Annotated in this window: 22 protein-coding genes and 2 pseudogenes; 10 read left to right on the forward strand and 14 right to left on the reverse strand. The window is 39.7% G+C overall.

The genetic code is table 11. The annotated features are described in order from the left end of the window. Positions 1–129: 129 nt before the first annotated feature. Complete coding sequence (locus tag BN1356_RS11560) at positions 130–1,113, reverse strand: L-lactate dehydrogenase (RefSeq protein ID WP_093651537.1); 984 nt, start codon at positions 1,111–1,113, stop codon at positions 130–132. Between the two features lie 198 nt (positions 1,114–1,311). Between BN1356_RS11560 and gyrA the strand changes: the two genes are divergently transcribed. Continuing rightward, the gene (gene gyrA / locus BN1356_RS11565) at positions 1,312–3,771 is read left to right on the forward strand and encodes a DNA gyrase subunit A (RefSeq protein ID WP_093651538.1); all 2,460 of its coding nucleotides are present in this window, start codon (positions 1,312–1,314) and stop codon (positions 3,769–3,771) included. 5 nt (positions 3,772–3,776) lie between these two features. After that, complete coding sequence (locus tag BN1356_RS11570) at positions 3,777–4,520, forward strand: class A sortase (RefSeq protein WP_093651539.1); 744 nt, start codon at positions 3,777–3,779, stop codon at positions 4,518–4,520. Between the two features lie 107 nt (positions 4,521–4,627). Here the strand turns inward: BN1356_RS11570 and BN1356_RS11575 are convergent. Together BN1356_RS11575 and BN1356_RS13140 are read right to left on the reverse strand one after the other, a co-directional pair. Further along, positions 4,628–5,004, reverse strand: a pseudogene (locus tag BN1356_RS11575) (transposase); the annotation flags it as partial. 59 nt (positions 5,005–5,063) lie between these two features. Next, positions 5,064–5,318: pseudogene (locus BN1356_RS13140) on the reverse strand (transposase); the annotation flags it as partial. A gap of 389 nt (positions 5,319–5,707) precedes the next feature. Here BN1356_RS13140 and radC point away from each other — a divergent pair. Beyond that, complete coding sequence (gene radC, locus BN1356_RS11585; RefSeq protein ID WP_093651540.1) at positions 5,708–6,388, forward strand: RadC family protein; 681 nt, start codon at positions 5,708–5,710, stop codon at positions 6,386–6,388. On the opposite strand, the gene BN1356_RS11590 is transcribed toward radC, so the two are convergent. The 5 genes from BN1356_RS11590 to BN1356_RS11610 form a co-directional block, all read right to left on the reverse strand. Further along, positions 6,385–7,023: a redox-sensing transcriptional repressor Rex gene (locus tag BN1356_RS11590; RefSeq protein ID WP_093651541.1), complete on the reverse strand. Its 639-nt coding sequence runs from the start codon at positions 7,021–7,023 to the stop codon at positions 6,385–6,387. The genes radC and BN1356_RS11590 overlap by 4 nt on opposite strands. 159 nt (positions 7,024–7,182) lie before the next feature. Next, positions 7,183–7,530, reverse strand: a complete 348-nt coding sequence (locus BN1356_RS11595) for a DUF1831 domain-containing protein (RefSeq protein WP_093651542.1) — start codon at positions 7,528–7,530, stop codon at positions 7,183–7,185. Further along, positions 7,509–8,651, reverse strand: coding sequence for a cysteine desulfurase family protein (locus BN1356_RS11600; protein WP_093651543.1), 1,143 nt, complete (start codon positions 8,649–8,651; stop codon positions 7,509–7,511). Before BN1356_RS11600 ends, BN1356_RS11595 begins: the two co-directional genes overlap by 22 nt. 11 nt (positions 8,652–8,662) lie before the next feature. Further along, the gene (locus BN1356_RS11605; RefSeq protein ID WP_093651544.1) at positions 8,663–9,640 is read right to left on the reverse strand and encodes a ribose-phosphate diphosphokinase; all 978 of its coding nucleotides are present in this window, start codon (positions 9,638–9,640) and stop codon (positions 8,663–8,665) included. 140 nt (positions 9,641–9,780) lie between these two features. Next, positions 9,781–10,353 (reverse strand): CYTH domain-containing protein, encoded by a 573-nt coding sequence (locus BN1356_RS11610; protein ID WP_093651545.1) that lies wholly within the window; start codon positions 10,351–10,353, stop codon positions 9,781–9,783. Between the two features lie 134 nt (positions 10,354–10,487). Between BN1356_RS11610 and yjbM the strand changes: the two genes are divergently transcribed. The 7 genes from yjbM (at position 10,488) to mutY (ending at position 18,546) form a co-directional block, all read left to right on the forward strand. Beyond that, positions 10,488–11,159, forward strand: a complete 672-nt coding sequence (gene yjbM, locus BN1356_RS11615) for a GTP diphosphokinase (RefSeq protein WP_093651546.1) — start codon at positions 10,488–10,490, stop codon at positions 11,157–11,159. Continuing rightward, the gene (locus BN1356_RS11620) at positions 11,143–11,961 is read left to right on the forward strand and encodes an NAD kinase (protein ID WP_093651581.1); all 819 of its coding nucleotides are present in this window, start codon (positions 11,143–11,145) and stop codon (positions 11,959–11,961) included. Before yjbM ends, BN1356_RS11620 begins: the two co-directional genes overlap by 17 nt. Beyond that, positions 11,961–12,863, forward strand: coding sequence for an RluA family pseudouridine synthase (locus BN1356_RS11625; protein WP_093651547.1), 903 nt, complete (start codon positions 11,961–11,963; stop codon positions 12,861–12,863). The genes BN1356_RS11620 and BN1356_RS11625 overlap by 1 nt, the downstream gene beginning before the upstream one ends. Beyond that, entirely contained in the window at positions 12,863–13,849 is a 987-nt protein-coding gene (pta, locus tag BN1356_RS11630) for a phosphate acetyltransferase (protein WP_093651548.1), read from the forward strand. The genes BN1356_RS11625 and pta overlap by 1 nt, the downstream gene beginning before the upstream one ends. 2 nt (positions 13,850–13,851) lie before the next feature. Next, positions 13,852–15,579: an ABC transporter ATP-binding protein gene (locus tag BN1356_RS11635; RefSeq protein ID WP_093651549.1), complete on the forward strand. Its 1,728-nt coding sequence runs from the start codon at positions 13,852–13,854 to the stop codon at positions 15,577–15,579. Beyond that, positions 15,576–17,318: an ABC transporter ATP-binding protein gene (locus BN1356_RS11640; RefSeq protein WP_093651550.1), complete on the forward strand. Its 1,743-nt coding sequence runs from the start codon at positions 15,576–15,578 to the stop codon at positions 17,316–17,318. The genes BN1356_RS11635 and BN1356_RS11640 overlap by 4 nt, the downstream gene beginning before the upstream one ends. A gap of 73 nt (positions 17,319–17,391) precedes the next feature. Then, positions 17,392–18,546: an A/G-specific adenine glycosylase gene (gene mutY / locus BN1356_RS11645; RefSeq protein ID WP_176694282.1), complete on the forward strand. Its 1,155-nt coding sequence runs from the start codon at positions 17,392–17,394 to the stop codon at positions 18,544–18,546. A 346-nt stretch (positions 18,547–18,892) separates the two neighbouring features. Here mutY and BN1356_RS11650 read toward each other — a convergent pair whose 3' ends face one another. The 6 genes from BN1356_RS11650 to BN1356_RS11675 all read right to left on the reverse strand — a co-directional run bounded on the left by BN1356_RS11650 (position 18,893) and on the right by BN1356_RS11675 (position 25,732). After that, entirely contained in the window at positions 18,893–19,915 is a 1,023-nt protein-coding gene (locus tag BN1356_RS11650; protein ID WP_141651847.1) for an IS30 family transposase, read from the reverse strand. A 70-nt stretch (positions 19,916–19,985) separates the two neighbouring features. Beyond that, positions 19,986–20,981 (reverse strand): IS30 family transposase, encoded by a 996-nt coding sequence (locus tag BN1356_RS11655; RefSeq protein ID WP_176694283.1) that lies wholly within the window; start codon positions 20,979–20,981, stop codon positions 19,986–19,988. Positions 20,982–22,130: 1,149 nt separating this feature from the next. After that, positions 22,131–23,849: a phospho-sugar mutase gene (locus BN1356_RS11660; protein ID WP_093651553.1), complete on the reverse strand. Its 1,719-nt coding sequence runs from the start codon at positions 23,847–23,849 to the stop codon at positions 22,131–22,133. An 86-nt stretch (positions 23,850–23,935) separates the two neighbouring features. Continuing rightward, positions 23,936–24,505 carry an ECF transporter S component gene (locus tag BN1356_RS11665; protein WP_093651554.1) on the reverse strand — a complete coding sequence of 190 codons (570 nt, stop codon included), beginning with the start codon at positions 24,503–24,505 and terminating at the stop codon, positions 23,936–23,938. Then, complete coding sequence (gene coaC, locus BN1356_RS11670) at positions 24,502–25,038, reverse strand: phosphopantothenoylcysteine decarboxylase (protein ID WP_093651555.1); 537 nt, start codon at positions 25,036–25,038, stop codon at positions 24,502–24,504. The genes BN1356_RS11665 and coaC overlap by 4 nt, the downstream gene beginning before the upstream one ends. 1 nt (position 25,039) lies before the next feature. Further along, complete coding sequence (locus BN1356_RS11675; RefSeq protein ID WP_093651556.1) at positions 25,040–25,732, reverse strand: phosphopantothenate--cysteine ligase; 693 nt, start codon at positions 25,730–25,732, stop codon at positions 25,040–25,042. Positions 25,733–25,842: the final 110 nt, after the last annotated feature.

A 25,842-nucleotide genomic window follows, 5' to 3' on the forward strand; every position in this document is an offset into this window, starting at 1 on the left:
ACGTGGACTGGTTTCATGCCTAGATTATTATCTTGAACGACATGCGTTAAAAGTTAGTTGAACCGCCGTGTGCCGAACGGCACGCACGGTGGTGTGAGAGGGGCTAGGAATTAGTCTCTACTCGATCGATTATTGTTTTACACCAGCAGCAATCTCTGGATTTTTAAAAGCATCTTCGATGATATCTTTTAATTGCTTAGCAGAAGCTTGCATCTTTTGCAATTCAGCATCGTTGAGCGGTAGATTTACTGGACGAACGATACCATGTGCACCGATGATAGCTGGTTGTCCGATAAAGACATCTTCAACACCTTCGTACTGCCCGTATTGGAAGACGGAGAGTGGGAGAACAGTCTTTTCATCGTCAAAGATAGCTTTTGTAATACGAGCAAGCGCAACACCGATACCGTAGTATGTCGCACCTTTCTTGTTGATGATAGAGTAAGCAGCATCACGAACAGAGATGAAAAGGTCAACAAGGCCTTGTGCATCAACATCACGGTTGTCTTGCAACCATTGCTCTAATTTAACACCAGCAACGTTGGCATGTGACCACACAGCAAATTCTGAATCACCGTGTTCACCCATGATATAAGCATGGACAGAACGAGCGTCAATACCAATCTTATCGGCCAAAGCTTGACGGAAGCGAGCAGTGTCCAGTGATGTACCAGAACCGATGACACGTTCTTTAGGGAAGCCTGAGAATTTCCAAGTAGAGTAGGTCAAGATATCAACAGGGTTAGCAGCAACTAGGAAGATACCATCGAAACCTGAAGAAACGATTTCTGTAACAATTTGTTGATTAATACGAAGGTTCTTTTCAACCAATTCAAGGCGAGTTTCACCTGGTTTTTGTGGCAAGCCAGCAGTCAAGACAACAAGATCAGCGTCGTGAGCATCTGAGTAGTTAGCAGAGTAGATTTTCTTTGGTGAAGTAAAGGCTAGAGCATGGCTCAAATCTTCTGCATCACCTTGAGTGCGATCCTTATTGATATCAATGATACCCAATTCTTGACCAATACCTTGGTTGACCAGGGCGTAAGCGTAAGCTGAACCTACGGCACCATCACCGACAAGGATTACTTTTTTGTGTTGTTTTGTTGCAGTCATTGCTAAACATCTCCTTAGATTTATTCTGGGACTAGTCCCAACCATATAGTATTGTAGCACTTTTTAAAGACATTCTCAAGTAAAGGCGAGTCTTTGAAAATGTTTACATTGGAAGCTAAGATGTAGTAAAATCGGCATGATTTAGCCATTTTATGGTATACTAGTAATAGTATTTTGAAGAAGAAAGAGGCATGTTAAGTGCAAGATAAGAACTTAGTCGATATTAATTTAGCCACTGAAATGAAAACCAGTTTCATTGACTATGCCATGAGTGTTATTGTCTCGCGGGCTCTTCCGGATGTCCGAGATGGTCTTAAGCCCGTACATCGTCGTATTTTGTACGGTATGAATGAATTGGGTATCACGCCCGACAAAGCTCATAAAAAGTCTGCCCGTATTACCGGTGATGTTATGGGTAAATATCATCCTCATGGTGATAGTGCTATTTATGAAGCCATGGTTCGGATGGCTCAATGGTGGTCTTACCGCCATATGCTCATTGATGGACATGGAAACTTTGGTTCCATGGATGGGGATGGTGCCGCTGCACAGCGTTATACGGAAGCACGTATGAGCAAGATTGCACTGGAAATGTTGCGTGACATTAACAAAAATACGGTTGATTTCGCTGATAACTATGATGCTAGTGAGCGTGAGCCGGAAGTGTTACCAGCTCGTTTTCCTAACCTTTTGGTGAATGGTACAACTGGTATCGCTGTCGGTATGGCAACAAACATTCCTCCCCACAATCTAGGAGAAACCATTGATGCTGTCAATTTAATCATGGACAATCCTGAAGTCACTACTCGTGATATCATGGAAGTATTGCCTGGTCCAGATTTTCCAACTGGTGCTCTGGTGATGGGGAAATCAGGCATCCATCGAGCTTATGAAACTGGGAAAGGCTCCATTGTTCTCCGCTCTCGTACAGAAATCGAAGAATTTGGGAATGGCCGTGAACGCATCGTGGTTACTGAATTCCCATATATGGTCAACAAGTCTAAAGTACATGATCATATCGTTCGATTAGCCCAAGAGAAACGCATTGAAGGCATTACGGCTGTTCGTGATGAATCTAACCGAGAAGGTGTCCGCTTTGTTATTGAAGTTCGTCGTGATGCATCGGCAAGTGTTATTTTAAATAATCTCTTCAAGTTGACCCAGTTGCAATCAAACTTTAGTTTCAATATGTTGGCGATTCAAGGAGGAGTTCCCAAGATTCTTTCTGTCAAAGAAATCTTGTCAGCCTATATCGAACACCAAAAAGAAGTGGTGGTTCGACGGACTCAGTTTGACAAAGAAAAAGCTGAGAGCAGAGCCCACATCTTGGAAGGTTTGTTGATTGCTCTTGATCATATTGATGAGGTCATCAAGACAATTCGTGATTCCGAGACAGACGCCATTGCCCAGGCAGAATTGATGCGCAAATTTGAACTCAGTGAGCGCCAAAGTCAGGCTATCCTGGATATGCGTCTGCGTCGTCTGACTGGCTTGGAACGTGACAAGATTCAATCGGAATACGATGAACTGCTTGCCTTGATTGCTGATCTAACCGATATCTTGGCTAAGCCAGAACGAGTTGTACAAATTGTGAAAGATGAATTGGCAGAAGTAAAACGCAAGTATGCTGATAAACGTCGTACTGAACTCATGGTGGGTGAAGTGCTGTCACTTGAAGATGAAGACTTGATTGAAGAATCAGATGTTCTTATCACGCTATCAAACAAAGGATATATCAAACGTTTGGAACAGGATGAGTTCCGTGCTCAAAAACGTGGTGGACGTGGTGTTCAAGGTACAGGAGTCAAGGACGACGATTTTGTTAAAGACTTGGTGTCTTCCTCAACCCATGACCGCCTCCTCTTCTTTACTAATAAGGGGCGCGTCTATCGACTTAAAGCCTATGAAATTCCAGAATATGGCCGTACAGCAAAAGGTTTGCCAATTGTAAACCTCCTCAAACTGGAAGACAATGAGTTTGTGCAAACTATCATCAATGTAGGCCGTGAGAAAAATGACCAACACTATCTCTTCTTTGCGACAAGACAAGGAGTCGTGAAGCGAACTGGTGTAGCTGAGTTTGGCAATATTCGCCAGAACGGTCTCAAGGCACTTAATCTTAAAGAGGAGGATGAACTGATTGCAGTCTTCCTGACAGATGGCGAATCGGATATTATCATGGGGACCAAGTTTGGTTACTCTGTTCGCTTCAAGGAATCTGTAGTTCGAAATATGGGCCGTACTGCGACAGGTGTGCGGGGTGTCAATCTTCGAGATGGTGACTGTGTTGTTGGTGCAACAGTTATTTCGGATGACCAAGAAGTCCTTGTTTTGACAGAAAAAGGGTTTGGTAAGCGTACATCGGCTTCTGAATATCCGACGAAAGGCCGTGGTGGTAAGGGAATCAAAACCCTTAATGTCGCAGCTAAGAATGGCCAGCTGGCAGGTCTTGTAACAGTGTCAGGTGATGAGGATATGATGGTCATGACGGATACAGGTGTCGTTATTCGTACTAACGTTTCAAATATTTCTCAAACCGGACGTTCAACCATGGGTGTCAAAGTCATGCGTTTGGACGATGAGGCAAAAATTGTAACATTTGCCCTCGTTGCAGCTGAAGAAGAGAAAGAAGAAGGAGAAGTGAGCATTCCAGAGTAATTTTTATGAAAAGAGACAGAGAACCTAAGAAAAAAAAGAGACATATTTTTAGAAACCTTTTGTTTTTTCTGCTAATAGTCATTTCTCTTGCATTGATTTTCAATACATCAATCCGAAATATGATTATAGCTTGGTACTCAAATATGTACCAGATTAGCAATGTTTCTAAAGAGGATATTGAAAAAAATAAAAAAGTAGATACAACCTTTGATTTTGGTCAGGTCGAGTCTATTTCGACTGAAGCGGTTTTAAAGTCACAATGGGAAGCTCAGCAACTACCAGTTATTGGAGGTATTGCCATTCCTGATCTTGGTGTTAACTTGCCAATCTTTAAGGGATTGTCAAATGTAGCTCTCATGTATGGTGCGGGTACAATGAAGGAAGATCAAGTCATGGGTCAAGGCAATTATACTTTAGCTAGTCATCATGTCTTTGGTATAGCAGGAGCTAGTGAAACGCTATTTTCTCCTTTAGAGAAATCCAAAGCTGGGATGAAAATCTATGTTACGGATAAAGAGAATATCTATGTATATGTCATTACAGAAGTTGAAGTTCTTAATCCGGAACGTGTAGATGTCATTGATGATTATCCTGGTAAAAACCAGATAACACTTGTGACCTGTGAAGATGCCGAAGCCACCATGCGGACGATTGTTTTTGGTGAATTAGAATCGACTATTCCATTTGAAGGTGCTCCAGAAGATGTTCTTGCGCATTTTGAACAATCTTATAATCAAATTCAATTATAAAAAAGTAAAAGTCTAGGAAAATTTATTCTTAGACTTTTTGAGTGTAGAGTTAAAAATCGATTTAGAAAACTAAGTATTTTCTTTGATTCAGTAGGTTTTTTTAAGTGCTACAAAGCTATGACAACTTTACAAGAGGCTGGGCAAAAAGTAGCTTCAAATAAAACCACACGGTGATTTCTGTCTTGAAAACAATCAAGATGAAAAAATCACTGTGTGGTTTTTGAGTATGTGAAGTTTTAGAGGCTAGATTCTTGGCCAATTTCGTGAGATTCATACTCATGAAGAGGAATCCAACCTCCGTTTGGACGGCTCGATTGCCTCTGACATGAACCCTGCGCACGCCAAAAACACTCTTTAATCGGCCAAAAACGGGTTCAACATCGATTTTCCGTTTGGCATAGATTCGAGAGCCTTCTTCGCTATGTAATTCTTCCTTGATGAGTTCTTTAAAGTAATTCCAAGTTGGATTGTAATGGATTTGGAGGGAGCGTGAACCCGTTTCCTTGTTCCGTTCTTTAATTTGACACCGTGCGTTTCAAATCCACATATTTGTCGAAGCTGACTATTCATATTCAGATGCCGTATCAATTGTTGGTCGGTTTCCAGCTGTAAAATAAATTTAGACACGTAGGCGATGAAGTAAGATTGAACACTGTAATCTCGACGTCCATGACGACGTCTTTCTTCCAGACACTGGAAGAGGTTGGTTTCTGGCAAACCATCCAGAACAGTCAAAATTTTTTCTAGATCGCCCATTTCATGGTCCTCAAAGAGGTTGAGTTGTGTTATAATTTTCATGTGAGACCTCGCTAATAGCTATAGTTGCACTACTATTATAACGCTTTGACGTTGAATGATGGCTCATAAAGGGAAAAATCGCTACAGACCGTGGCGATTTTTCTTTTTAGGTGATCCTTAAACCTTGATAAATCTAAGTTCAAGAAAAAGGGGAATGATTCTAATAAACTTATACTCAAAGAAAATCAAAAATAGATGAGGTAAAGTGACGCAGGCATACCAAAAGGTAGGCGAGGAATTTTAACAAAATCTAATGTTGATTTTCAAAGAGTATTACTTTTTATAAATTTTTAGATACAAGGCTTCATACTAGATAATCTGTCTATTCCCTTTCAAAATTTTTTTATCATAGTTCCTTTTTGCGAATATATCTAGTAGGAGGATATTCTATGTACACTATACAATTTAAAGAAGAGGCCCTTTTACCACGCGAACGTCTACTAGCAGTGGGGGCTGAAAAACTGAGCAATCAGGAACTATTGGCTATTCTAATCCGAACTGGAACCAAGAATGAACCAGTAACAGTACTTTCTCAGCATCTATTGCAAAAACTGGATAGTCTGGCATCTTTGAGAGAGTTATCAATTGAAGAGTTGCAGAGTTTGACAGGAATTGGTCGTGTTAAGGCGATTGAAATAAAGGCAATGATTGAACTAGGCAAACGAGTCCATCAATCAGAATTACTTTTAGAAGAGCGTGTCTTGGGAAGTGAGCGACTAGGTCGTAAAATGATGGCAGACATTGGCCAAGAGAAGCAGGAACATCTAGTTGCCCTATATTTGGATACTCAAAATCGGATTATTTCCCAAAAAACTATTTTTATCGGTTCTGTCAATCGTAGCATTGCAGAACCCAGAGAAATATTACATTATGCGGTTAAATGCATGGCGACCTCTATTATCATCGTTCATAATCATCCATCAGGCTCCATTGACCCTAGTCGTAACGATATTGCTTTCACGGAGAAACTAAAAGAGTCCTGTGAAACACTAGGACTCGTCTTATTGGATCATTTAATTGTTGGACAATCTGCTTATTATAGTTTTCGTGAGGAAAGCGAACTTTTCTAACCTTTACGCATAAAATAGAGTAGGGTTTGCAGTTCACTAGTTAAATCAACATATTGGACAACCACATCTTTTGGAACACTGAGGTTAACTGGGGAGAAGCTGAGAATACCTTTAACACCAGCCTTAACCAAGGAATCCGCAACACTTTGTGCAGCACTACTTGGTACAGTTAAAATAGCTGTCTGTGCATTGGCTTCTTTGATTTTCTCTTCGATTTGAGAGATCGGATGAATTGGGACATTTTGATCAACAGTCCCAACGGCTGGGTTGTCATCTGCTTCAAAAGCCATGACAATTTTCATTTTATTACGTTCGTGGAAGCGGTAGTGAAGGAGGGCACGTCCCATATTTCCGACTCCGACCAGCATCACATTTGTAATGGAATTGTCATTGAGGATTTCTGCAAAGAAGTCCATCAGTTTTTTGACATCGTAGCCAAAACCACGTCGTCCCAGTTCACCGAAGTATGAGAAATCACGACGAACAGTAGCAGAATCGATCCCAATTGCCTCTGCAATTTCTTTGGAACTGGCTTTTTCAATGTTCTCACGATTAAAACGTTTAAAAATACGGTAGTAAAGTGAAAGGCGTTTAGCGGTTGCACGTGGAATCGCTACATTCTTATCGTTTTTCACAATCTTTTCTCCATTTCTTTAGGCAAAAATTTACTTTAATCTATTGTATTCTATCTTTGTGAAAAAATCAACAGAATAAGCTTGATAAATATAAAAAAACAAGGAAGATCCTTGTTTTTTCTTTGTTTTATAGGAATTCTTACGAATAGCATCAACTATTTATTTTTCTTTTTTTGTGAAAATTTCACGGTCAACTAAGCTATCCATAAGGAAGTAGAACTTCTCTTGAATGACCTTATTTCCATCTGTTTTAAAAATATTCACAAGGCGTAAACCAGATTGATCAGTGATATTAATCTTGAAAGAATCGAGGTCACTGTTGATAATAATTTTCAACAAAAAACCTTGGTTAGAATTTGGGACTTCTTCTAAAATTCGGCTAAGTTGGTAATTACCTGACTTAGTCATTTCAAAAGTATTGTCACGTAGGGTAAATTTTTTTACGGATGGATTGATTTGATAAGAGTAGCGGCAATCTTTAAGTGCTACTGTTGTTTCAAATGCCATGTAGCGGTACCTCCAATAATTTCTTTTAATATGGTCGTGAGTTTAGTAACTTCTTCACTCGTATTTGTTTCTGAGAAGCTGATACGAATAGACTCTTTGAGTCGAGGGGACCTTTTTCCGTAGAAAGCCTCTAAGACATGGCTATTCTGAATGACACCTGCTGTACAGGCCGACCCACTGGATACTGCAATGCCAGCCAAATCAAGTTGCATCAATAATTGTTCATTGAGTTGATTTGGAAAACCAATGTTGATGATGTGGGCTAGAGCATTTTCATCTTGGTTGAGGTAATAGTCTATGCCGGCCATTTGCTCAAAAAACTGCTTTCTAAGCCCAATAACATGTTCTAAATGGGGAGTCTTAAATTTAAATTGTTCAACTAAGGCAGTAGCCATTGCTGCGATGGCGGGAAGATTTTCTGTGCCAGCTCGATGGTGCCTTTCTTGTTTTCCTCCATGGATAAGGGAGTCAAAACTTGCTTGTTTACTGTATAGAAAACCGACTCCTTTAGGTCCATGAAATTTATGAGCAGAAGCTGCCAAAAAGTCAATATTCATATCTTCTGGATAGAGAGGGACTTTGCCAGCTACTTGGACAGCATCTACATGAAAAACAGCAGGATGATCTTTCAACAGTTGCCCAATTTCTTGAACAGGAAGTAAGTTGCCTGTTTCATTATTGGCGTACATGACACTGACAAGAATTGTATCTTCTCGAAGAGCATCCTTTACCTGTTCAGCAGTAATTTGCTGATCAATAGGTTGAAGATAAGTGACGTCAAATCCAAATCGTTCTTCTAAGTATTGCATGGTATGAAGAACGGCGTGATGTTCAATAGCAGTGGTAATTAGGTGCTTTCCTCGCTTTTGATTAGCTAGGGCATAGCCTTTGATGGCTAAGTTATCTGCTTCAGATCCACCTGATGTGAAGATGATGGTATCTGTGGGAACTTGAAGAACTTGAGCGATCTCTTGACGGGCCTGGCGAAGAATCAGATTAGCTTTTCGTCCAAATGAATGGATACTTGATGGATTACCAAAGACTTCTTGAGAAACAGTAATCAGTTTCTCAAGAGCTTTTTTTGAAAGGGCGGTGGTTGCTGCATTATCAAGATAAATCAAGATAAGGCCTCCTATTTGATATCCAGGTCAACAGTTGCATCAAAGAGCGGACTGACCGGACGGCGTTCATGAATACGGATAATCGCATCAGCAATCAACTCACTGGCAGATACAAATGTAATATTTTTAGGCAATCTTTCTTTGCTTGCGACCGAATCAGTGACTAAGATTTCCTTGATTGGGACTGCATCCAACAAATCAGCAGCAATGCCTGCAAAGAGGCCATGACTGGCAACAGCATAGATCTCAGTTGCACCATTCTTTTTGACAATTTTAGCTGCTTCTGAGAAAGTCCGACCTGTGTTTAACATATCATCAATCAAGATGGCTTTTTTACCAGTAACATCACCGATAATATAACCTTCTGATCGTTCGGAATCATCCTGTGCATAGTCAATAATAGCAATTGGTGTGTTGAGTGATTCAGCTAAGCCACGTGCTCGCTTGATACCAGAGTTTTTCGGACTGACGATGACCACATTCTCACCGCAAAGTCCCTTTTTAGCATAGTATTCAGCAAAAAGAGGAACTGTGAAGAGATTGTCTACTGGAATATCAAAGAATCCTTGAACCTGAACAGCATGTAAATCAAGTGTCACAACTCGAGAAACTCCAGCTTTCACTAACATATTGGCAACCAATTTAGCCGTAATTGGTTCACGAGGGGCAGCAGTGCGGTCTTGACGAGCATAGCCGAAATATGGCATAACTACAGTCACTGAGTTCGCACTAGCACGGACACATGCATCTACCATAATGAGGAGTTCCCATAGGTGATCATTAACTGGGAAACTAGTCGATTGGATGATGTAGACATCGACTCCACGGACACTTTCTTCAATATTGATTTGAATTTCACCATCAGAGAATTGACGGGATGAAACTTTTCCTAGAGGAATTCCAGCTGCTTTAGAGATTTTTTCAGCAATAGCATGATTTCCATTTAAAGAAAAAAGTTTAATTTGTTTGTCAGAGTATGGTTGCACCATTTCTAATTGACTCCTTTTGTACATAGAGGTAGGGCTTGTTCTGGAGAGTTTCCTGAAAAGCTAGTTGAATATTTTATTGACTAGTAATATTCTACCAAAAAAATGATATTTTTTCAGCAAACAAGGCAAAAAATCAGCTCTTATTTGGCTGATTGATGGGATGCTGCAGTTCTGGCAACTTTACTGCTAGCGTATTTGAATTTAATGGAATGTTTTTTAAGGAAAAAATCAAAAGAAATTTTCCCTTCTTCGGCATCCTGAACTTCGACTTCTAATTCATAATCTTTTTGTCCATTGTAGTCATTTTCATCGAGAGCCATAAGGCCGAAAGATACTTCTTTTTCGAAGCGTTTAGTGGTCAAGTGTCCCCAAATTGCTAAATCTGATATGGCAACATCTTTTTCACAAATCAAATCTCGGATATGTCCCGCTGGAAGTTGAAAGTTATTTAGTAGAGCTTGACTTTCTTCTAAAGAGAAAAACTGGTTATATTCCATATTTCCGATGTCTTGAGGGCATTTGAGGGTCAACTCTCCCGAATCCGGTAAAAGTCGGATACGCAAAGAAAACCGTTCTTTTTTTAAATCCCAGTTTGGCGTATCAATGTAATAATTGGTCTGTATCAGAGGCTCAATTCCATCAAAGGTATCAAGCAATCGGAGATACTCTGCCTTATTGAGGAGAGTTTTGTATTCGATTTCTAATTGGTTCATTTTTACTAGAGTAAAAACCTTTCATATGGTATAATAATCTTTGTGCTATTCTATAAAAAAAAATAGTTTTTGACAAGAAATTGACAATAAAATTATTTTAAAAATAGTAAAATTGATTAGAAAGGGGAGATTGAATGGAGATGAATTGGGAAGAATTCTTAGACCCCTATATCCAAACTGTTGGAGAATTAAAAATCAAATTTCGGGGAGTCCGAAAGCAGTATCGAAAAGCAAACCAACATTCTCCAATCGAATTTGTGACTGGCCGTGTCAAACCGATTGAATCGATATGCGAGAAAATGGCCTTACGTCATATCAAGTTGGAGAACTTGGCACAGGATATGCAAGACATTGCGGGTATCCGGATCATGGTCCAGTTTGTGGATGACGTTGAAGAGGTTCTAGAGACTATTCGGAAACGCAAAGATATGCGGGTTGTTCAGGAACGGGATTACATCAAGTATATGAAAGCTTCTGGCTATCGGTCTTATCATGTTGTTGTCGAGTACCCTGTTGATACAATTAAAGGGAATCAAACAGTTCTGGCTGAGATACAGATTCGAACGTTATCAATGAACTTTTGGGCAACCATTGAGCATTCCCTCAACTACAAATACAAGGGGAATTTTCCTGAAGAGATTAAGAAGCGCTTGGAAATTACCGCAAAAATTGCTTACCAGCTAGATGAGGAGATGCGAAAAATCCGCGACGATATTCAAGAAGCACAGGCTCTATTTGATCCAGCCAATCGCAAATTGAATGATGGCGTTGGAAATAGCGATGATACAGATGAAGATTACAGATAGAAAAAAAATCGCATTGCTCAGTAGTCGCAATCCAAAGAGTGAAGCAGTGTCAAAAGAATTGTGGAGCAAGCTGAAAGAGGCCAATTTTATCCTAACTCCTAAAAATCCCGACGTTGTGATTTCCATAGGAGGGGATGGGATGTTGCTGTCAGCCTTTCATAAGTATGAGTCCATATTGGATCATGTCCGCTTTGTCGGTATTCATACAGGACATTTAGGTTTTTACACCGATTACCGTGATTTTGAAGTGGACAAATTAATCGAAAATTTGAAGTTGGATAAGGGAGCCAAAGTCTCTTATCCCATCCTAAATATCAAGGTTAAGATGATGGACGGTAGACAAGTGACTGCCCGTGCTCTCAATGAGGTTACTATCAAGCGCCTATCCAGAACTATGGTGGCAGATATTCACATTAATCATGTCCCTTTCGAACGCTTCCGTGGCGATGGGATTTCGGTTTCAACACCAACTGGCTCAACCGCTTATAATAAGTCCTTGGGGGGAGCAGTTTTGCATCCGACTATTGAAGCGTTACAAATTGCGGAAGTAGCTAGTCTTAATAACCGTGTTTACCGTACTTTAGGTTCTTCAATCGTTGTTCCCAAGAAGGACAAGATTGTGATTGAACCCAAACACGACGACCGTTATTCTATCTCGGTAGATAATCGGACTTTTGTTTATGATAATATCGATCGTATAGAATACCAGCTTGATAGTAGCAAGATAAACTTCCTCGCTTCGCCAAGTCATACCAGTTTTTGGAATCGCGTCAAGGATGCCTTTATCGGAGAGGTGGAGTAATGCGATTTGAGTTTATCGCAGATCAGCATGTTAAGGTCAAAACCTTTCTAAAAAAACATGAAATCTCAAAGACCCTCCTTGCGAAAATAAAATTTAAAGGTGGAGGTATCTTGGTCAATGGTGTTCCGCAGAATGCTATTTATCTCTTGGATATTGGAGACCACCTTGTCATTGATATTCCCAGTGAAGTAGATGAAACAGGGAAATTGGCTGCTGTTGAACATCCCTTAGATATTGTTTTTGAAGATGAGCATTTCTTGGTGATTAACAAGCCGGTTGGCTTTGCCTCTATTCCAAGTGCTATCCATTCTTCAACAATAGCAAATTTTGTTAAAGGCTATTACCTGAAGCAAGATTATGAAAATAAGCAGGTTCACATTGTTACTCGTCTGGATCGTGATACATCTGGTCTCATGCTTTTTGCTAAACACGGTTACGCACATGCTCGATTGGATAAGCAACTCCAAGCCAAGACCATTCAGAAGCGGTACTATGCTTTGGTTCATGGTTCAGGGCACCTTGCTCCATCGGGTGATATTATTGCTCCAATTGGTCGTCCTGAGGATTCGATTATTACGCGGATTGTGACTAAGAAAGGCAAGTACGCCCACACCTCTTATGAACTTATTCAGTCTTGGGGGAATATTCATTTGGTGGATATCCAGCTTCATACAGGCCGAACCCATCAGATTCGAGTACATTTTTCTCATATCGGCTTTCCTCTTTTGGGAGACGATTTGTATGGGGGCAGTTTAGATTATGGAATAGAGCGACAAGCTCTCCACTGCCAAAATTTATCATTTGTCAATCCCTTTTTGGGGGAGCGACTCAACTTAACTAGTCCATTACCAGCTGATTTTCAAGCTGTAATAAAAAATTTAATAAAAAAAGGAGATTTATAATGGAAATTCGTAGCTTATTCGGTGAAATGAAACAAAAAATTGTAGGAAAAAAACTCCGTATTGTCTTCCCAGAAGGAACAGACGAGCGTGTTGTACGTGCTGCGGCTCGTTTAAAATTTGAAGGTTTGGCTGAGCCAATTATTTTGGGAGAACCAGGTAAGGTTTATAACCTTTTGACAGAATTTGGTTTTTCAGACCCAGGAATTACGGTAATCGACCCAAATAACTATGCGAACTTCGACAATATGAAACAGGAGTTTGTCGCTCTTCGTAAAGGTAAGGTTGATGAGGCTCAAGCTGATGAAATCTTGCGTAACGTCAACTATTTTGGGGTTATGTTGGTTCAACTTGGTTTGGCAGAAGGTATGGTTTCTGGAGCAATCCACTCAACCGCTGATACTGTTCGTCCAGCTCTTCAAATCATTAAAACAAAACCAGGTGTGAAACGGACTTCGGGTGTTTTCTTGATGGTAAAAGATGATCATAAATATATCTTTGGGGACTGTGCCATCAACATCGATCCTGATGCAGAAGCGTTGGCAGAAATTGCAATTCAGTCTGCAGCAACTGCTCAAACCTTTGGTATTGATCCAAAAATTGCAATGATTTCTTACTCAACGAAAGGTTCAGGTGCAGGTCCACATGTTGATAAAGTAGTAGAAGCTACACGCCTTGCTCAAGAAGCACGCCCAGATCTTTTGATTGACGGTGAGTTGCAGATGGATGCGGCTATCGAGCCAAATACTGCTCGTCTGAAGGCACCAGATAGTAAGGTAGCTGGACAAGCTAATGTCTTAGTATTCCCAGCTATTGAAGCAGGGAACATTGCTTACAAGATTGCAGAGCGCTTGGGTGGTTACGAAGCTGTTGGTCCAGTCCTTCAAGGTTTAAACAAACCGGTTAACGACCTTTCTCGTGGTTGCAGTTCTGAAGATGTTTACAAACTAGGAATCATTACTGCAGCTCAGGCAGTGGATGCTTTGTAAAGATGACTTCGCTTTTTCCTTATTTTCGGGACTATTTCAAAGAATCTATTCTAGGGCCGTTTTTTAAACTATTAGAAGCGATTTTTGAACTAATTGTCCCCTTAGTCATCGCTTTTATCGTTGACTCAATCATTCCTCATGGCAATCAAGGAGACTTGGTTGCTATGGTTTTATTATTGGTTGGACTTGCTTTGATTGGTTGTCTAGTATCCCTCACTGCTCAATACTATTCGGCAAAGGCAGCAGTAGGTTTTACTCGCGATTTGACACAAGATTTGTATCAAAAAGTGCTCTCTTTACCGAAATCAAAGAGGGATAGATTGTCAACTTCCAGTTTACTGACTCGATTGTCTAGTGACTGTTTGCAGATTCAAAACGGTATTAATATTTTTCTCAGACTTTTTTTAAGAGCGCCTATTGTAGTATTTGGCGCACTTATCATGTCTTTCTCTATCAGTCCCAGACTTTCTCTTATTTTTTTAATGATGATAATCATTCTATTGATTATTGTATCGATTATTGCCCTTGTCTCAGCAAGATTATATGATTCCATGAGGAAGATACTGGATCAATTGGTTTCTATTTTTCGAGAAAATGTTTTAGGTGTCCGTGTCATTCGCGCTTTCGGACAAAAAGAACGTGAAATCCAAAATTTTAAAATTAAAAATGAAAGCTACCTGAAACAACAAATTAAGGCGGGTTTGTGGTCTGTTTCGCTAACTCCTTTGACCTATTTGGTTGTTAATCTGAGTTTAATCTTCTTGATTTATAAGGGAAAGATAGCGATTGGCTCAAGTTTATTGGAACAAGGTCAGCTTATTGCTCTTATCAATTATCTTCTCCAGATTTTAGCTGAATTGGTTAAGATGGTCATGGTTTCTATGTCTATGAATCAGACCTTTATCTCGTCTAAGCGTGTTCAAGAAATTTTCAATCAGGAATCGGAGGACCTTGATGCAGAATTACCAAGTAAAACTGCAAACCATAAGTCTGATATCATTCAAGTTGCACATTTAGATTTTACTTATCCGAATGCAGCGGAAAATGCCCTGTCAGGATTGAATTTTTCTATTCAAAAAGGAGATTTTTTTGGAATTATTGGTGGTACTGGAGCTGGAAAAACAACTTTGGTTGATCTCTTTTTAAAATTTTATCCTTTAGAATCAGGAGAACTGACTGTTTTTATAGATGGTAAATCTCCAAGAAATCTCAAAGAATGGCGAAATCAATTCTGTCTTGTATCTCAAAACGCTCAGCTTTTTAAAGGGAATGTTCGTTCTAACCTTTGTCTTGGTCTAGAAGAGATTTCTGACGAGGAGATCTGGCAGGCCTTAGAAATCGCCCAGGCCAAGGATTTTCTTGAGGCTAAGGATGGTTTGGAGAGTTCGGTCGAAGCTATGGGACGTAACTTTTCGGGTGGACAGCGCCAACGTTTAACTATTGCTAGAGCCCTCTTACAACCTGGACCAATTTTAATTTTGGATGATGCAACATCTGCTTTGGACTATTTGACAGAAAGAAGACTTTTAGATGCCATTCAGACTCAATTGACAGACAAAACCTTGATTATGATTTCTCAGCGCACTAATAGTCTTAAATTTGCTGACCAGATTTTAGTCCTAGATAAAGGTCATCAGTTTGGTCTAGGGAGTCATGATTACTTACTAGAGACCTGTTCTGTCTACCAAGAAATTGCAGAATCTCAAGCTAGTCAGGAGGTGTCATCATGAAGTCAAAAGAAAAAAGAAGTGGCACCTTCAAAAAATTATTTTTATTATCTATCCAGCAACCCTGGTTTATTACTGTTTTTATCATTATAATTTTTCTGCAAGTATTTTTAACAGTCTATCTTCCAATTTTGATCGGTAGAGCCGTTGATTTTGGGCTGGAAGGGGGAAGGACTTCTAATCTCTTGTTGATACTCCTACAGATGGCCATTATCGTCTTTGCCAATACCCTCTTGCAGTGGTTATCGCCTATTCTAGCTAATCGAATGGTCTATAAAATGGTATCTGAATTACGCCAAGGAATTTTTGAGAAGATTCATCATTTACCCTTGGGGTATTTAGATAGGCAATCTTTGGGTGACTTAGTTGCCAGAATATCCAGTGATTCGGAGCAATTAATCAATGGTTTGTTGATGGTTTTCAATCAATTCTTCTTGGGGGTTCTAACCATCTTCTTCATGATGTTTACTATGGCAAACTTGGATATGATCATGATGTTGCTTGTAGTCTCCTTGACTCCTCTTTCTCTATTTTTGGCTCGTTTTATTGCCAAGAAGTCTTACCATTATTATCGTGAACAGACCCAAGCTAGAGGAGAGCAAGTTTCCTTATTGGAAGAAAGTATCAGCCAGCTGGGCTTGGTTCAGGCTTTCAATGCACAAGATCAATTTGCAAATCATTTCAAGACAGTTAACGGTGACTATGCCAGGTATTCGCAAGCAGCTATTTTTGCTTCATCGACTGTTAATCCAACAACACGCTTCATAAATGCCTTGATTTATGCGCTTTTGGCTGGCTTAGGAGCACTTCGCATTATGCAAGGAACTTTTACGGTTGGAAGTCTAACGACTTTTCTCAACTATGCTAGTCAATATTCAAAACCCTTTAATGATATCTCCTCGGTAATGTCTGAGTTGCAGAGTGCCATCGCCTGTGCAGATAGACTTTTCGCTATTTCGGATCAGGATAGTATTTACGAAGAAAGTTTGGAAGCATTTAGGGCAGAAGAAGTTCTTGGAAAAATTGATTTTAAGAATGTTTCTTTTTCCTATCAAGCTGATAAACCTCTGATTCAAGATCTCAATTTATCTGTTCCAGCTGGTTCGAAAGTAGCCATCGTTGGTCCAACAGGTGCGGGAAAATCAACGCTGATTAATTTGATTATGCGATTTTATCCTGTCAATAAAGGAGAAATTTTACTGGATGATCAGCCTATTACAGCTTACAGTCGAGATTCGCTGAGAAAACTCATTGGCATGGTTTTGCAGGAAACTTGGCTCAAATCAGCCACTATCCATGACAATATTGCCTATGGCTATCCTAATGCCACAAGAGAATTGGTCATAGAAGCAGCTAAAGCAGCCAATGCTGATTTCTTTATTCGACAGTTACCACATGGATATGATACCTATTTGGCAGATGCTGGTGACTCATTATCACAAGGCCAGCGGCAATTGTTAGCCATTGCGCGTATCTTTGTCAAAATCCCCTCTATCCTGATTTTAGATGAGGCGACATCTTCTATCGATACGCGAACCGAATTGCTGATTCAAGAAGCATTTGAAAAACTGATGAGAGGTCGTACCAGTTTTGTTATTGCCCACCGTTTGTCAACCATCCAATCAGCTGATATTATTTTGGTCATGGTGGATGGGAAAATCGTTGAGCAAGGAAACCATGCTCAACTCATGCAGGCTAAAGGCTTTTATTATCAAATGCAGCAGAGCCAATTTGCTTCATAAGTTTGCTATTGAATCGTGATGAGAATTGGCTGGAAAACCAGCCATTCTTTTTATTTTTTGTTATACTAGAAGCATGTTAAATTTAAAAGAATATGGTATTGAGATGTGGCCGAAAGAAAAAATTGTGGCCTTTAGAAAAGCTCTTCTAGATTGGTATGATACTAACAAACGTGACCTTCCTTGGAGAAGAACGAGTGATCCATATGCTATCTGGGTTTCAGAAATCATGCTGCAGCAAACTCGTGTTGATACAGTGATTCCATATTATGAAAGTTTTCTCTACCGTTTGCCAACTATTCAAGATTTGGCTCAAGCACCAGAGGACGTCATCCTAAAAGTCTGGGAGGGACTGGGATATTATTCCCGCGTCCGTAATATGCAGAAAGCCGCTCAACAGATGGTCAGTGAGTTCAATGGTCAGTTTCCTCGTACACATGAAGAAATTCTAAGTTTGAAAGGGATTGGTCCTTATACTGCTGGTGCCATTTCTAGTATCGCTTTTCACCTAGCACAACCAGCGGTGGATGGCAATGTCATGCGGGTTCTTAGTCGTCTCTTTGAAGTGGATTATGATATCGGACTGCCAACTAATCGTAAGATCTTTCAGGCCATGATGGAGGTTTTGATTGACCCTGAAAGACCAGGAGATTTTAACCAAGCCCTTATGGACCTAGGTTCAGATATCGAATCACCTCTTAATCCTAGACCTGAAGATAGTCCTGTTAAAGAATTTAGCGCAGCTTTTCGCAATGGCACCATGGATAAGTATCCCATCAAGGCAGCAAAGAAAAAGCCTTTACCTGTTTTCTATCAAGGATTTGTCATCCATAATGAAAAAAATCAATTTTTAATTGAAAAAAATCAAAAGGCGGGGCTCTTATCCGGTTTTTGGTCTTTTCCCTTAATAGAAAGGAGTGAACCTGCTAAATCTGAACTCAACCTCTTTGAAGTGGCCGAAGAGTTACCTATCGAAAGTAAAAAAGAACTTTTTCAAAAGGAATATGGTATTGAAGTCTTATGGAAGGAATCCTCTTTCCCAATGGTTCAACATATTTTTAGCCATCGTAAATGGCAGATTGAATTACTTGAAGGAGTTGTAAAAGAAGCTGATTTCAGTCCCTGTGCTGACAAAGAAATCCTTTGGGTTTGTCCAGAAGATTTTCATCTCTATCCCTTTGCCAAACCGCAACAGAAGATGTGGGAGGCTTTTCAAACCATATTAAATTAAAATAAGTTTAAAAATGAGGCTGGGCAAGAAGGTTAAAAAATGGGAAATGGCTTAGAATAACGTCGTCAGAAACGTTAATTCTAAGCCATTTTTGGTTATTAAAATTTTAATAGAAAGTCTAAATTTTAAGTTTTTTCCCAGCCTCTTTTTAAAACTGAAATTTTCGCATGTTGTCAAGTCAAGTGCAACAAGTTGATTGATAACTAGAGATCCAGAGGTTAAGCTATTTGGGCTATCCCAAATAGGAATTTTGAAGATTGGTATTGAAGAAGTCGTCTCGGGCGCTCATTGATGCATGTTGTCAAGTCAAGTGCAACAAGTTGATTGATAACTAGAGATCCAGAGGTTAAGCTATTTGGGCTATCCCAAATAGGAATTTTGAAGATTGGTATTGAAGAAGTCGTCTCGGGCGCTCATTGATGGCTGTGATATAGTTGTCAAGTTCTTCAGAGGTTAGTGAATTAAAAGAGTTTCCTTTAGGGATATATTCTCTGAGGAGACCATTGAAGTTCTCATTTGTACCTCTCTCATGTGAAGAATATGGATGTGCAAAGTAAACATCAACAGCTTCCAAGTCTGAGAGTAAACTAAATTCAGAACCATTATCAGCTGTAATGGATGCAATAGGATACTGACTTGTAAGTTGTTTGACAGCACAATTAATGGTATGGGACTGTTTGTCTTCTAGCTTAACTCCTAGTGCATAGCGTGTCTGGCGCTCTACCAAAGTCAAAACAACAGCTTCACCTTTGGTTTTCTTTCCAAGAACCAAGTCAATCTCCCAATGACCAAATTCAGAACGGTCATTGATACACTCAGGACGTTCTTCGATAGACTGACCTAAAGTTTTCTTATTCGTCTTAATGACTGGCTTAGAACGTTTCCTGATACTGACCATCTTAGGTAAATCGATTGGTTTTATAACTAACAGCCCCTCTTTGATATAGCGATAAATGGTTTTGGTAGAGGGAACAACCTCCTCAGGATGATTTGCTTTATAAGTCTGAACGAAACTATCTACGCTATGAAGACGAATTTTAGCTTTCAAGGCATATCCTAATTGCTCAATGAATTTAGCGGAGCAGTCATTCAACTTGAGATAAGAGCACTTTTGACGATTGGATTCATAGACACGCTGTCCGCTATCAGCGAAATAGACACTGGAAGAGGTTGGTTTCCCATTCTTATCCTGTACCTGATCCACCGAACCACGTTTGATTTCTCGACTGATTGTCGACCGGTGACGACCTAGAAGACGAGCGATTTCAGCCGGTTTCTTTCCCATTTTAAGATAAGCAGCCATTTCGCCACGTTCCGAGGCTGAGAGATGAGAATAGGTTGATTTTTTGGTAGAATGAGTGTTGGACATGTTCATCTGCTTTCTATACTGAGTTGGGGAATTCTAGTATATCAGACGAACATGTCTTTTTTGTTGCACTTCATTTTGAAGATTGGTATTGAAGAAGTCGTCTCGGGCGCTCATTGATGGCTGTGATATAGTTGTCAAGTTCTTCAGAGGTTAGTGAATTAAAAGAGTTTCCTTTAGGGATATATTCTCTGAGGAGACCATTGAAGTTCTCATTTGTACCTCTCTCATGTGAAGAATATGGATGTGCAAAGTAAACATCAACAGCTTCCAAGTCTGAGAGTAAACTAAATTCAGAACCATTATCAGCTGTAATGGATGCAATAGGATACTGACTTGTAAGTTGTTTGACAGCACAATTAATGGTATGGGACTGTTTGTCTTCTAGCTTAACTCCTAGTGCATAGCGTGTCTGGCGCTCTACCAAAGTCAAAACAACAGCTTCACCTTTGGTTTTCTTTCCAAGAACCAAGTCAATCTCCCAATGACCAAATTCAGAACGGTCATTGATACACTCAGGACGTTCTTCGATAGACTGACCTAAAGTTTTCTTATTCGTCTTAATGACTGGCTTAGAACGTTTCCTGATACTGACCATCTTAGGTAAATCGATTGGTTTTATAACTAACAGCCCCTCTTTGATATAGCGATAAATGGTTTTGGTAGAGGGAACAACCTCCTCAGGATGATTTGCTTTATAAGTCTGAACGAAACTATCTACGCTATGAAGACGAATTTTAGCTTTCAAGGCATATCCTAATTGCTCAATGAATTTAGCGGAGCAGTCATTCAACTTGAGATAAGAGCACTTTTGACGATTGGATTCATAGACACGCTGTCCGCTATCAGCGAAATAGGCACTGAAATAGGTACGTTTCCCATTCTTATCCTGTACCTGATCCACCGAACCACGTTTGATTTCTCGACTGATTGTCGACCGGTGACGACCTAGAAGACGAGCGATTTCAGCCGGTTTCTTTCCCATTTTAAGATAAGCAGCCATTTCGCCACGTTCCGAGGCTGAGAGATGAGAATAGGTTGATTTTTTGGTAGAATGAGTGTTGGACATGTTCATCTGCTTTCTATACTGAGTTGGGGAATTCTAGTATATCAGACGAACATGTCTTTTTTGTTGCACTTCATTTTACAACGCGGGAAACTGAAATTTTTAAAAAAATTGAGTATAAATTCTTGAAAGCGTTTTATATTTGTGTTATAATTCAAAGTGTAAAGGGGAATAGTACTAAATCTCTTAAGTGTTCATAATCATAGCTCATTTTCAAGCATGATTTTTGTAGAGGATCTTTCAAGGAAAGGAGTATCAAGGAAAAGAAACGTAATTAAACCAGTCGAGAGATTTATTTAGTTATGTAGAGTCAACTGACTCATGTTTGTTGTAAGTAATTATAGTAAATTTAATTCTTAGCTCTCAAATGAGCAATTCCATTCTTTCTGAGGAAAAAGAAAGAACATTTGATAATTATATTCGTTTCAAGTTATCCCTACAAAAACTTGCTAACAAAGGAAAAGTCCAGTATCATCACTAATGATTCTACTATCACAATTAGAGATAGTAAATGTTGTTAAGATTGATTAATGTTACATATTAGCCTAGCTACCCTAACAGTTGGAAAGTATAAGGCTAATCCAATTTCTAAAATCTTCCTTTATCTGACTCGATTCTTTATGAAAAGTTAAAGTTTCAGTTGAGCCTTAAGGAGAGAGGAAGAGCTGATAATAAAAGTGTAGTTGAAATTTTAACGAACGTGAAGTTTAAAGTTAAAAGAACAATATCCGTAATAAGTATCTAATTTATAGATAGGGTAGTGAATTTTAAAGTTCGGTTTGATAAAAACCAATGTTGTCAGTGGTACTTGGACTTTTCCTTTTATATAGTAAATAACCACCTGCTCAGTACAGCAGGTGGCTTTTTGAATGTGTAAAATTTAAAGTATTCATTTCTGAGTTAGCCGCACATATATCTAGTGATAAGGAAGGAGCGTTAACAAAGTATAGTTTTTGATTTCCAAAGAGTATTATTACTCCTTATCTTCAAGGTAAGTGGTTGTAACAAAATCCATGCGCAGGTTGTTAGACCGTATTAGGACTATAAATCGCTTTTCTATTTCTGGGCTCATGAAAAAATGGTCCACCCGGACCATAAATCGCTTTTCTATTTCTGGGCTCATGAAAAAATGGTCCACCCGGACCATTTTTTTTAACCAACAAATTCATTAATTTCTTTTTCAATATTGGCGATTTTCTCTTCTGCTTCAGCGAGGCTTTCTCCAACAGTTGCGATGTAGAACTTGATTTTTGGTTCTGTTCCAGATGGACGGACGGCAAACCATGAATCATCGGAAAGGGTGTACTTGAGTACATCACTTGGTGGGGTGGTTAGTACGGATACATTACCAGTTGAATCAGTAGCCGTTTGAAGGGCAAAGTCTTCAAAGAGTGAAATGTCAGTAGCATTGAACTGTTTTGGAGCATTGTCACGGAATTTAGTCATGATAGACTTGATTTGTTCAGCACCATCTTTACCAGAAAGTGTGACAGAGATGGTCTTTTCGGCAAAGTAGCCATATTCCTTAAAGATTTCATCGATACCATCCGCCAAAGTCAAACCACGTGAGCGGTAGTAGGCAGCAATTTCAGCGACCAGAAGGACTGCTTGAATAGCATCCTTATCTCGAACGAATGGTTTGATAAGATAACCGAAACTTTCTTCAAAGCCAAACATGTAGGTAAAGTTATTGGTATCTTCAAATTCTTGAATCTTTTCAGCAATAAACTTGAAACCAGTCAAGACATTAAACATACTTGCCCCGTAGCTTTCAGCAATCTTAGTGACCAATTCAGTTGATACAATAGACTTACAGAGGGCAGCATTGGCTGGAAGAGTGCCAGCTTGTTTATGGGCTTCAAGGATATATTTGGCAAGAAGGGCACCAATTTGATTACCGGATAAGTTCCAATAGCTACCATCTGCTTGACGAACCTCAACACCGACACGGTCGGCATCTGGGTCAGTTGCCAAAAGAACATCAGCTTCAACTTGCCGTCCTAATTCCTCAGCCAAGGCAAAGGCAGCTTGACTTTCTGGGTTTGGAGAGGCAACAGTGGAGAAGTCTGGATCAGCAGTTGCTTGAGATTCCACGATCTCTACAGAATTGAAACCAGCTTGTGCCAAGGCGCGACGGGTCAACATTTCCCCAGTACCATGAAGCGGTGTATAGACAATCTTCATGTCAGAACCAAATTCTTTAATCAGCTCAGGGTTGATGTTGATATCTTTTAATTCTTCTAAATACTGAACATCTGTTTCTTCGCCAAGCACTTTGATGATACCAGAAGTCTTGCTTTCTTCCAAATCAGCTAATTCAATTGAAAATGGATCCTTGATGGCACGAATATAATCAGTCAGAGCATTCGCATCACCAGGAGGCATTTGACCACCGTCTTCACCATAAACCTTATAGCCATTGAATTCTTTTGGATTGTGGCTGGCAGTTATCATGATACCAGCAACAGCATGATACTTACGGACAGCAAATGATAATTCCGGTGTTGGACGTAGGCTTTCAAATACATAGGATTGGATACCGTGAGCAGCCAATACTTGAGCTGATTCAAAGGCAAATTCAGGAGAAAAATGGCGTGAATCGTAAGCAATAGCGACACCGCGTTTCTTAGCATCTTCACCTTTTGATTCCACTAGTTTTGCAAGTCCCTCTGTTGCTTGACGGACGACATAAACATTAATACGGTTCGTACCAGCACCGATATAACCACGCATACCTGCTGTTCCAAATTCCAAATTAGTATAGAAGGCATCTTCTTTTGTTTTTTCATCCATAGCGACTAGGTCTTCTCTAAGATAGTCAGGGAGTTTGGCATAGTCTAGCCAGGCTTGGTATTTTTCTTGATATGTCATTGACAGATCCCTCCTAAAATTTAATTAACCGTTTTCATTATATCATTTTCATAAAGAAAAATCACGCCTTGGCGTGAGATTTTAATTTATTTTTTTAGTTTTTCCATAACAGGAATAATGGCTAAGGTTAAAGTTGCTGAAATAATCATTTCTGCAATAGCATTTGTGCCAAGAATACCTGCTAGCATGAGTTTGATATCTCCATTATAAACAGAAGAAAACAGTAAGAAGATTCCACTAAGTACAAATACTGTGTTCGTCATAGAACCGACAGCACCTGCCAAAATCAGACCAGGTTTATTGTTCATGATTTTGTAAACATAGTAGGGTGTCACTCCGATTAGGATGCGGGGAAGCATAGCAATCACTAGAGAATAAAGATTCCCATTTTCTACGAAAGGAGAGAAAAGATAGCTGGTTGGCAAAAGTACAATTGTATTTGTAACAATACTGATAACCCCCATGAGACCACCCAGCATTGCTCCAATTCTTGGTCCATAAATGATGGACGCAATGATAACTGGAATATGAACAATAGTTGGCTTGATGGGAAATGGTAGGATATTGAAGAGGACAGAGGTTAAAAGGTGGATGACCAACATAGCTGCAAAGAACATAGCCACTGTTGCAACTTGGCTAGAGCGAGTATTTTTCATAAAATCTCCTTAACTTTTTTGAGAATAATCTCCACTTCAGCTAGAGCACCTGTACCAAAATCCCCGCAGGCTAACAAAGCCTCACGTGGTTTGATTTCAGTGTAACCATAGCGGCTTAATTTTTCGAGATTATCCTGAGTGGCAAGATTGAGATACATATTTGTATTCATAGCTGGTGCAATCAATTTTGGGACACCTGCTGGAATGGCAAGGGCAATAGCTGTCAAGATATTATCGGCCATACCGTTGGCTAACTTAGCAATTGTATTGGCAGAAGCAGGAGCGATGATGAGGAGGTCCGTTTCCTTGGCAAGATCAATATGCTTGATGGAAGCAGGATTTTCCTCCAGCATCAGGTCTGTGTGGACCAGATTTTTGGATAGAGTTTGAAAGGTCAAGGGAGTGACAAAGTCTGTTGCGGCCTTGGTCATGAGAACTGTGACATCGTGGCCTAATTTGGTTAATTGACTGGTCAAATCAGCAGCCTTGTATACTGAGATAGAGCCTGATACAGCTAAAGTAATCTTTGCCATCTTAGGATTCCTTTCCTTGAGTTACCACTTTTAAAATGAGTTGAGCAATGTCCGCCTTGGTTTCAACTTGAATTTCAGCATCTTTGCTGACTAGATATGCCTTGTGTTTTCCATCGCGGATATCCAGTAGGTCATTGGCAAGAATATAATCAGCCTGATTTTTTTTCAAGCTGGCACGGGCCACGGAGAACAATTCCTCTTTCGTCACATCCACCAATAGTTTAAAACCAATCAGTTGAATAGCTGGATTCCATTCTTTGACATGTGAAATGACTTTTGGTGTTTTCTTGAGAAAGAGGACCTGGTAATCATCTGTAGAGGAAATCTTGCTTTCCGTGTTTTTCTTCGCTAGTAAATCGTAAATATTAGCAGTTTGAGCGACTTCATCAATACCCGTCATATAAACGGGCGTATAGTCAGAAACTGCCATACTATGAATGAGGGCGTCATGACTTTTGACTAAGGGCTCTAAGGCCTCTTTCAAACTTTCTACATTTGTTATATCAATAATAGTAAGATTGGGCTTCTCTGCTGGTTTGACGGAAGATTTGGTGGTGACAAGAGTTACTTGATGGCCTGCTGATAAAAAACGTTCAGCTATCTGTTTCCCCAATTGTCCTGTCGAGTGGTTGGTAATGGATCGAACTTGGTCAATTGATTCCCTAGTACCACCAGATGTAATTAAAATTTTCATGCTAACATTGTACTAGAAAATAAGTCTTTCGTAAAGTTTTTGTGACCCTGTGTACACGCACTGGATGAGAGTTTCTAAAGGATTTGGATTCGTAAATCACGAACTATTAT

This window comes from Streptococcus varani (assembly GCF_001375655.1).
GTDB classification, from domain to species: domain Bacteria; phylum Bacillota; class Bacilli; order Lactobacillales; family Streptococcaceae; genus Streptococcus; species Streptococcus varani.